This window comes from Namhaeicola litoreus, assembly GCF_042679565.1.
GTDB lineage: Bacteria > Bacteroidota > Bacteroidia > Flavobacteriales > Flavobacteriaceae > Namhaeicola > Namhaeicola litoreus.
Window position 1 is genome coordinate 996,946 of sequence record NZ_JBHTMY010000002.1, and the last position, 8,361, is coordinate 1,005,306.

5 protein-coding genes are annotated in these 8,361 nt (G+C 36.6%); all 5 read right to left on the reverse strand.

The window, feature by feature from the left end; genetic code table 11:
- Positions 1-3: 3 nt before the first annotated feature.
- Positions 4-2,481 (reverse strand): glycoside hydrolase family 2 protein, encoded by a 2,478-nt coding sequence (locus ACFQ39_RS06165; protein ID WP_377177118.1) that lies wholly within the window; start codon positions 2,479-2,481, stop codon positions 4-6.
- Between the two features lie 17 nt (positions 2,482-2,498).
- Positions 2,499-3,776: an Ig-like domain-containing protein gene (locus tag ACFQ39_RS06170; RefSeq protein ID WP_377177119.1), complete on the reverse strand. Its 1,278-nt coding sequence runs from the start codon at positions 3,774-3,776 to the stop codon at positions 2,499-2,501.
- An 8-nt stretch (positions 3,777-3,784) separates the two neighbouring features.
- Positions 3,785-5,887 carry a beta-agarase gene (locus ACFQ39_RS06175; RefSeq protein ID WP_377177120.1) on the reverse strand — a complete coding sequence of 701 codons (2,103 nt, stop codon included), beginning with the start codon at positions 5,885-5,887 and terminating at the stop codon, positions 3,785-3,787.
- 45 nt (positions 5,888-5,932) lie between these two features.
- Positions 5,933-7,501, reverse strand: a complete 1,569-nt coding sequence (locus ACFQ39_RS06180) for a sugar porter family MFS transporter (protein WP_377177121.1) — start codon at positions 7,499-7,501, stop codon at positions 5,933-5,935.
- A gap of 84 nt (positions 7,502-7,585) precedes the next feature.
- Positions 7,586-8,361, reverse strand: a 776-nt coding sequence (locus ACFQ39_RS06185) for a PfkB family carbohydrate kinase (RefSeq protein WP_377177122.1), incomplete at its 5' end; no start/stop codon positions are given.

The following is an 8,361-nucleotide window of genomic DNA, read 5'->3' on the forward strand; positions in this document are numbered from 1 at the left end:
CATTTATTCAAATCCTCTTGCAACTGGCATTTTCTGGTCAGCTTCCAGATGACCTTCTTCTGCACCAAGACTTGGATAGTATCTAAAATAATTTGCCCATCCATACTTTTGCTTGATTTCAAAAGCTTCTAAACCGATTTCTCTCAACTCTTTTTTATCTATGGTTTTATCAGATACTAATAAGAAATAATCGTTTTCAGATAAAACATTTCCTTTGTCATCAACTAAAGACATTTCCACATAGAATTTATCTCCTAGCTTACCAGGAACTTTACACGATACATCAAAGAATTTCTTTGAGCTGTCTCCTGAAATTTCGCTTACATCAAATTCTTCTTCTTTGACTACCTTTTTAGCTTTGTCCAAGAATTTGATCGATGCTTTACAATTGTTAAATGACTTATAATAATCATTTACAATCCACAATTCCCCTTTAAATTCTTCTCCAGGTAACCACCGTCTATCGTAATGTTTCATGGTGAATAAAACAGGCTGATAGGCTTTTTTAACATGGTTGAATGACATTTTCTTTTCCTGATAATAATCTACAATTCCCCATTTCATATCTGGAGCAAAAGTGATGTAATGACAAATACAAATGGCACTTGTTTTAGGCTTTCTGGTTCTAAAATGCTCCAATGCATATTGAAAAATTACACCTTGTGCAATTTGAGTTGCTTCAACAAATTTCTCGAATCCATCTCGACTTTGGTCACCAAGTACTTCAAAGTTAAGTGTTCTTAAGGCATCAAAATCTGTCCAATGATGTCCCCAACTTGGTCCAGGAGGCCAAATTTCGTTTTCAGGTATGAACTTCTTTATACTCTCTACATTTGGACAAGAAGAAATGGCTAATTCTGGAATTACGGCATAATCTAAACTTGGGAAATAGTCTTCCATAACGAATTCTCCTTCACCATAAAATAAATCGTTTGCATGAAAACTTTCGTTTGGTTTGAAACCTAAATTGAGTCCAACTTCATCACTTAAAGGTGATGAAGGAATAAAATATAAAGATGTATATGGTTTGATGGCTTCACCAAGTCCGTTTACAAATTCTAAATTGTGTTTTGGGTCTGAAGCTGTCATAAACAGTTCTTCCGAACCTTCCAACAACACAATACAAGGATGATTACGTTGTTCTTTTACAGAGGCTATTGCCTCTGCATAAACAGCCTGTTTGAACTCTTCATCTTTAGGTAAAGATAAACTGGCCAATGGCAATACATCTTGCCAAACTGTAATTCCTGCTTCATTACACAATTGATAGAATAATGGAATCTCCTCTGGATGCCATCCAAAGATTCTTAGATTATTGAAGTTAGCTTCTTTCGCTAATCGAATTAATTCTTTGTATTTACTTGGATGCGCTCTTCCCATAAAAATATCTGGAGGTCCTCCCCAAGTTCCAGAACGCATAAAATGACGTTTTCCATTTATCATCACAGTCCAAGGATTTTCAACTTGATCTTTAGTGAAACCTGGGTTGAGTTCCATTTTTACTTCACGAATTCCAAACGATGTAGAAGTTGTATCATGAAGCGCTTCACCTTCAGTAACGGTTACTTTGGCAGTGTATAAATTTTGGTCACCTAAATCCCAAGGCCACCATAATTTAGCCTCATTAACATCAAGGCTTAAGGCTACAGAATTTGTTCCTTTTGTTACTGCAATGAACTTTGTGATTTCATAAGTTTTAGTGTCCATGTTTTCACCTTCAACCTCAACTTTTACAATAACATTTTTCGCTATAGAATCATGGTTTAATAGCTCAAGCTCTATGCCTAATCTCACCGAATCTTCCAACAAGATTGTTGGTTTTACATAGGTATCTTCAATAGTTACTTTTCCTGTTGCTTCTAAGCGAACAGGTTTCCAAATTCCTGTAGGAGGTAAGCTTACCCAATAGTCGCCATGCCATGCAGGTTTACGACCAGCTACTTGACTGTAGCGTCTTGGTGCAGGATGTAATCTAACCATTAATACATTGGTACCGAAACGTAAACTTTCGAATCTAATCGTGTCTGACACATCAAATTTGAATTTAGAAAACATACCTTCATGTGTACCTAAAAACTTTCCGTTCAACCAAACATCACAAGCATAATCCACTCCATCAAAAACGAGTTGGATATGTTTTTTATACATCTCTTTTGGAACATCGAACTGACGTTTGTACCACCACTCATTCTCTGGAACCCATTTTGCCTTTAAACTATTTCTTCCAAAATGTGGGTCTTCAATTCTTCCTGCTCTCCATAAATCTGTATAAACATCTCCAGGAACTTTTGCGAAACTCCAGTTAAAGGAATCTCCAGTGATATCAAAATTTAATTCATGGAACCCAATTTTAACACCTTCATCAGGACGAATACCTTCGAATTGCCAATTATTTCCGCTTAAGTCAAAGACAATTTTATCGTTAGAAATTTTTCCTTTTTCAGATAAATAATCTTTTTCTTCTTTGCTTATGTTTTTCATTTAAAACCTAAATTTTTTTATTCGTCTTCTAATTTCCACGTTCTAACCCAATCAATGCGCATGGTATTAATCGCATCATCGTTTAGATCGGATTGTGGCGGAAGACCACCTAACCATTCTGCTTCATTCGTCCATAAATCGAAAATAATTTCTAAATCACGTGTAAATTCTCTGTTGTAGGTCTTGCCATCTTCATGTTCTCCAACGGTAACACTTCCAGCTGGTTCACCATCTAAATAGAACTGGATGTGCTTGGAATCTTTCCACCAAACACCATAAATATGATAATCTTCGTTCCATCCAACATTTTTTAAAGGATTAGCAGAAGATAAATTTGATCTTCTAAAGTTTCCTTTGTTTCTTACCGTTTGTGGGATTAGATTTTCATCAGCTTGAAAGTATTGCGAATTCATTTGCGCTGGAAATACATCTGCAGCACAATTAGTACACGAGGGTTTAGAGTTGTTTTCGATAATATCAATTTCATCTCGATTATTGATGTCTCCATTATTTAGCCAATAGGTATTATAGGCAGAAATATGAGATGTTTTTATTCGAGCTTCGGTGTACATCGGATATTTGGTTTCTGCTACAGAATGAATTCTTGCCGTTTGAAACCATCTGCCATCAGGATTACCTGAATTTAATGTTGCTTTAATCCAAAGCTTTCCGTCTGTAACTCCGGAGTTTTCGCTAGATGTCGACATAAAAACAGGTACACCATAATTCCATGTAGATTTAAACCATTTTGTATTGTCCCAAGTATCAAATTCATCAGACATAGACTCAAATTTCACCCATTGTTTTCCATCAGGAGTTGTGTCTTCTATAGAGGTGAAGGATGGAAAATTAGGATCCATATTATCAAAATCTTCTGCAGTAGGTTGATATTCGTTTACAGTAATATTAACTGTTGCAGTATCTGAATCGCCATCAACATCAGTAACAGTATAGGTAAAACTGTCATTACCAAAGAAATCTTCATCTGGAATATATTCAAAAACTCCATCGCTAATTTCGTTAACCTCTCCATTATTTGCAGCTGTAGTTAAGCTATAATTATCTGAATCTCCTCCATCGCTTCCTAGGATGTCATTCAGAGAAACATTAACTTGATTTGAAGTGCCAGCAGTACTATTTTCTTCTACAACCAAAACATCATTAACAGCAGTTAGTGTGCCGTTCATATTTTCAGGTTCATCAGAACCAGAAGAACTTCCGCAATTCGTAAATAGTAAAGTTGTAAAAAGAAAAACTATAGCGTATCTATAAATATTTAATAATTTAAAGTGCATAAGTGTCTTTAGTTTTTTGTTCTGTATTCATACATAGAATACGTGGTTTCTTTTACTTTTTCTATTAATTCTTCATAAGGATTGTCGCAAATATCTAAAAATCCAACATTGTAGTTTTCGCCATCAAAACGTCCAGTATTTGGTTCGTCTATATACTGAAACCAATGCGCTCCAACTATATTTGGATGTCTTAACGCACCTTGAATATAATCTTGATACATTTGCCCTCTTTCTGTTTGGTCTTTTGCCTTTTTTATCCCAATATGAAAACTTCCTCTATCCAATGCACCAAAATGAAATTCGCCAATCATTACAGGTTTGTCCACACCGGCCGGAAGTCTGAAATTTGCGATGCTATACTCGTATTTATTAAAGCTCATGATGTCCAAGTACTTACTTGCAGCTGTTAAAACAGCATCGTTATTTGCCCAAGCAAAGCGACAGCCTAAATAGTTTTGATTTGGTGCAATTGCTTTAAGTTCTTCGTTTATTACGCTAAAATAAGTGTCTGCAATTTTCTTGTAAAACGCTATTAAATCTTCTTTAGCCTTTATCTCGTTAGGTTTTTCTACTGTGTTTAATAATGCATCCCAAGATGCATAATTTGAGGTCCAAACTGCATTAAGCTTTTCTATATTTTGATATTTTGATTTTAAGTCGTTAACAAATTCGATTTTAGCAGGTTGAGTAGCTGGACTTTGAAGTGTGCCAACCGATAATGAACCTAATAATCCCCAAGACAATTCGTTATCTACAAAATAACCAATGCACCAGGGGTCATTAGCTCCTTCTTTTTGTGCCATAACCGAATTCCGTACCGCTGTTCTAAAACTTGGGTCAAACACATCGTGAAATTTCCCCCAGAATCCTGTAGAGCCTTCTATTTTTGGAGTTTCATGAATCCATATAGAACCAACATAAGGTGTTTTGTGCTGACGTGTTGCACCGAAATCCGACATAAACCCAATGGTGTTCATTCCCCAATCTTTTATGCGCAAATGCGCCATGTCTTGAAAGGTTTTTAGCCAATCATCTCCAAATTTTCTGTATAAATTACTTTGGTAAAAATTATACGTTTCATAAGGGATTTTGTCCCTATAGAAGCCATGTGTAGCTATAGTACCTTTACCATAGAATTCATTGAAATCAGAATTCTTTTGAGGTAGATTTCTAAAATACTGTTCCCTACCGGTTATTCCTGTAAAAACCGAATTCGATGCTACACAATTTAATCCTGCAGACCAAAATAAATAACCCTCCGGATCAACCATCCACCATTGATCTTTCAATTTTTCTGTTCTAAAAAATCCAGTAGCCTTTAGTCGGGGCCCATGGGTCCACCCACCGAACTTACCTCTGTTTTCAGGCCCGGTAACTCTTTCTAAATAGTCTAACTCTCTCAAGCCAGATTCTTTCAATTCTTTTTCTGAATGCATCTTGTTTTTCCAATCTTCATGAATGTATTGGCCATATTCATCAACAAAAGGAAAAAAATTATCTGGATTTCTTTCCTCATATCTTCCAACAGCTTTTACATTATCGATGGTAAAATGGTTGGGTTGGGTAGCATATCTCGAACAAAAGGTGAGCTCTGTAACCTGACTTAGATCTGCTTTTATTTTACCCGGAACACCGCGCAATCCTTCAATTTCAATCTGTGGATTAAAAATCCATGGTGTCCAGGCTAAATCAACAGTTATAGTTTTACTTTCTCCTGGTGAAAGGTCGATATAATCAGAACAATACCACCTTAACAGGTCGTCCGGATCATTTCCTACAAATAATTCTACTTGAATATCCTCGTCTCCTACATTTGCAACTTCTGCCTTTATTTGGAAATAACCAGACAAGTCCCAAGGCTTTCCCTCCGGACATAACAATTTTACTCCTGTTTCTTTGATCGTATATCCATTGTTCACTTGGATGAACTTATTATCTAAAGAATCTCTTAAATCAAAACTAGCGTCTTGTGGTTTCACTAATTCTATTTGCGAAATATCTTCAAAATCAAATAATAACAACTCATGCCTCTGATCTTGCTCCCGAATTGGTTCCTTTTTACAGCTGCCAAGGAATATCCAAACAAATAACAAGAGTAATACTGATTTCATCAGAATAGGTCGTATTTTTATTAATGATGTCATGTTCATGAATAATTATTTATCTCGTTTAACCAACATCGCTTCGAGCTGTTCAAGTGATTTACCCTTTGTCTCAGGCACTTTGAACCATATAAAAACAAAGCCAAGTACTGCAAATACGCCAAAAACAAAAAATGTCATTGCATTTCCTAGAATAGACAATTCCCATGGAAATAATAACTGAACTAAAAACGCAACGCCTAGATTAACTAGCCCGACGAACGAAATAGCAACACCTCTTATTTTATTTGGAAATAACTCAGAAAATAAAACCCACATAACTGGACCAATAGACATAGCAAATGCGCCAACAAATCCAATAATTCCAATTAATATGAGTAAGGTATTCATCTTAGCAGAGGCTGTAATCAAAGTAACCTCATGAACTGCAGCACTTTCTTGTCCAAGTGTCTCTACTAGCGCTTTCTTAAAAGTGAGATCGCTGTCAAATACTTGGCCTTCTAGCTGCAGAATCTGCTCATGATTGATTTCTTTAGGGAGTTTTTCTATTTCACTATGGGTGAGCGTATAGGTGGCTTTGTTAAATCCATGACTCAAGACAAATAAACTAATAGCTATTCCAGCCATCCCTATAATAAGCAAGGGCTTTCTTCCAAATTTGTCTATGGCTAACATGGCTATAATAGTAAATATTAGATTTGTCACCCCAACTAATATTGCCTGAACAAAAGAGGCGTCTGTGCCAATCCCTGTTTGTTCAAATATCATAGGTGCATAAAAGAGCACAGCATTAATGCCTACCAACTGTTGAAAAATTCCTACGATCAATCCAATGATGATTACTTTTCTCATGGATTTTTTAAAGATGTCACCTAATACTGACTTCTCCTTATTTTGATCCGCGACAATACTTCTTTCTACCTCATCGATTTGACTATTTGCATCATCATCAGAAACTACTTTTTTCATCACTTCAATGGCTTCATATTTTCTGTTTTGTGTCATCAGCCATCTTGGACTTCTCGGAACCATGAACAAACCGAAGAAATATAAAATGGCAGGAAAGGCTTCTAAACCTAACATCCATCTCCAATTCCATTTGCTAAAACCCATAGATTTGGCCCATTCAGCGTCGAAATTACCTAGTTTAAGTATTAAGTAATTCGTAAAAAAAGCAATAGAGATTCCTAAGACTATGTTTAGTTGGTTAAAAGAAACTAATTGTCCCCTTTTTTCAGAAGGGGCAACTTCAGCGATATACATTGGGGCAATAATCAAAGCGGCACCAACAGCTAAACCACCAATCATTCTAAAAACGATTAACCAAAAAAAAGATCCGGCCAAAGCAGATCCAACTGCGGAAATAGTGAAAAAAATTGCCGCGAATTTGAGAATTCTCCTCCTTCCGTATTTGTCACTCATAGGTCCGGCGACGATCATTCCCAAAGCCGCAGTTAACGTGATCGAGCTCACGGCCCAACCTAGTTGTATTTTAGAAAGATTGAACTCTGGTTCAATGAATTTTACTACACCTGATATGACAGAAGCGTCAAATCCTAGTAAAAATCCTCCAAGTGCAACAATTGCTGCAATTCGAATTGTATATAGTTGTTTTTTTGACATAGGGTATAATTGTATATTTTTCTATTTATTTTAATAAGGCTTGGAATGTCCTTAACATTATCCTTTTAATTTTTGAGCTCAAATTTATCTCGCTACCCTACCTGAGGCGTCTCCACCCATCAGTTTTTCAACTTCGTCTACCGTAACTAGATTCGCATCTCCTTTGATCGTGTGTTTTAAACATGAAGCTGCCACTGCAAAGTCTAAAGCATTTTGATCATCTTCCGGGTATTGCAATAAACCGTAGATCAAACCACCCATAAAACTATCGCCTCCACCTACTCTGTCTACGATATCTGTAATCTGGTACTGACGTGTTTCATACATCTTTTTACCATCGTACAACACGCCTGCCCAGGTGTTGTGTGAAGCAGAAATAGAACCTCTCAAAGTGGTGATCACTTTTTTAGCTCTAGGAAATTTTTTCATCATTTGCTGGCAAACCGATAAAAAGGCTTCTGCTTTTACATCATGACCGTGTTTGGTGACATCTAAACCTTCAGGATGTATGTTAAAATGCTTTTCTGCATCTTCTTCATTGCCCAAGATCACATCGCAATAGGATGTGAGCTCTGTCATGATCTTTTCTCTGTCTCCTCCGTATTTCCACAATTTGGCTCTGTAATTCAAATCTGTTGAAATCGTGATTCCTTTGGCCGAAGCCGCTTTTACCGCTTCTAAACAAGCATCTGCTGCTCCTTGTGAAATGGCAGGTGTAATCCCTGTCCAGTGAAACCAAGTGACTCCATCAAATACTTTATCCCAGTCGATCATCCCAGGCTCTATCTCAGACATAGAAGAATGGGCTCTGTCGTAAACCACTTTTGACCCTCTGCTCACCGCACCTGTCTCTAAGAAAT

Bases quoted from the DNA above. Each gene is read 5' to 3' on its own strand.
- ACFQ39_RS06175 (WP_377177120.1), bottom strand. From the start codon at position 5,887: ATGAAATCAGTATTACTCTTGTTATTTGTTTGGATATTCCTTGGCAGC.
- ACFQ39_RS06170 (WP_377177119.1), bottom strand. From the start codon at position 3,776: ATGCACTTTAAATTATTAAATATTTATAGATACGCTATAGTTTTTCTT.
- ACFQ39_RS06165 (WP_377177118.1), bottom strand. From the start codon at position 2,481: ATGAAAAACATAAGCAAAGAAGAAAAAGATTATTTATCTGAAAAAGGA.
- ACFQ39_RS06180 (WP_377177121.1), bottom strand. From the start codon at position 7,501: ATGTCAAAAAAACAACTATATACAATTCGAATTGCAGCAATTGTTGCA.